Genomic DNA, 1,555 nt, shown 5'->3' on the forward strand with positions numbered 1-1,555 from the left:
TGGCGATGTAATTTCGGCGATCAAGCAGCGCTGGCGATGTTGCTCATTTCGAACACGGTTTGCCCGGCGTTTGTATCGACCCAGTTGTATGGGAGCAGATCGTCGACCGGATCGGTGTCGGAGCGCTTGATGATCCGGGCGAGCACATCGGAGAGGTAGGCGTAGGGCTCGATGTCCAGCATCTTGCAGGTTTCGACCAGCGAGGCGATCGCCGCCCAGTTTTCGGCGCCGAGCTGGTGACCCGCGAACAACGCATTTTTTCTCTGGAGAGTTACCGGCCTGATCGCGCGTTCGGCGGTGTTGTTGTCGAGCTCGATCCGGCCGTCGTCGAGGAAGCGGGTGAAGCCACCCCAGCGCTTCAGTGCGTATTTCATCGCATCGCTCGTCGCCGATCCGGCCATGATGCGGGGGCTGGTGGCGGTGAACCAGGCGTGGAGCTTGTCGACCAGTGGACGGCTTCGCTCCCGCCGGACAGCGAGGCGCTCCTCGGCCGGATACCCTCGGATTTCCTTCTCGATGCCGTAGATCTTGGCAATGTGCTGCAAGGCATCCTGCGCGATCGGAGCATCGCTGCCCGCGTCGATGAACTTGCGGCGCAGATGAGCCCAGCAGTAGGATTTCCGGGTGCCGACGCCGAAGCTGGCAGGGGCGCCTTCGTCCTTGCCGAACTGGTCGTAAGCTTGCCAGGCATCGACCTGCAGAATGCCCTGGTAGGTTCCGAGCAACTGCTTGGCCCACATGGCCCCGCGGCCGGGCATATAAGTGTAGAGCGCCAGCGGCGGGTCGGCACCGCCATGGGCCCGATCGTCACAGACGATGACCCACATGTAGCCGGTTTTGGTCTTGCCGGTTCCCGGCGCCAGCACCTTGACCGTGGTTTCATCGACGAACAGCCGTGATCGGGCAAGCGCATCCACGCGCATCCGGGTGACGATCGGCATCAGCGCCGCAATGCCTCGGCCGACCCAGTTGGCCAGCGTGGCGCGGCTGATCTCGATGCCCTGCCGCGCGAAGATCCTCGACTGGCGGTAAAGCGGAAGGTGGTCGCAGTATTTGTGGATGAGAACATCCGCGATCAGCGCTTCGGTCGGCAAGCCGCCGGGAACCACATGCGCCGGTGCCGACGCCTGATGCACGCCATCGGTGCAGCAGCGGCAGGCATAGCGCGGCCGGATCGTCACCATGACGCGGTGCTGCGCCGGGATGATGTCGAGCCGCTCGCAGCGGTCCTCGCCGATCTTGTGCAGCGCGCCGCCGCAGGCGCATTCCAGGCTGTCGGGCTCGATCACCACCTCGAAGCGCGGCAGATGCGCCGGCAGCGATGCGCGCTCCGCACCCGCAGGCCGACGGCGGCGCCTCTGCCCGTAGCGCTCGCCTTCCTCGGCCGCCTTATCCTCGAGCCCTTCGGCCTCGCCAAAGGCAACTTCCTGGTCTTCCAGCGCCAGTGCGAGCTGATCGGCGGGAAGCTTCTCCGAACGCTTGCCGAAGCTCGTGCGGTTGATCAGCTTGAGAATATGCTCGAGCCGCGCCGCGCGGGCGCGCTCGGCCAGCAGCA

Annotated in this window: 1 protein-coding gene; it reads right to left on the reverse strand. The window is 65.1% G+C overall.

The annotated features are described in order from the left end of the window. Nucleotides 1-20: 20 nt before the first annotated feature. A complete protein-coding gene (locus BM052_RS19255; protein ID WP_255406275.1) occupies nt 21-1,553 on the reverse strand; it encodes an IS66 family transposase in 1,533 nt (510 codons plus the stop codon). Between the last annotated feature and the right edge of the window lie 2 nt (nt 1,554-1,555).

The sequence above is a fragment of the Novosphingobium sp. CF614 genome (assembly GCF_900113255.1).
In the GTDB taxonomy this organism is placed as follows: domain Bacteria; phylum Pseudomonadota; class Alphaproteobacteria; order Sphingomonadales; family Sphingomonadaceae; genus Novosphingobium.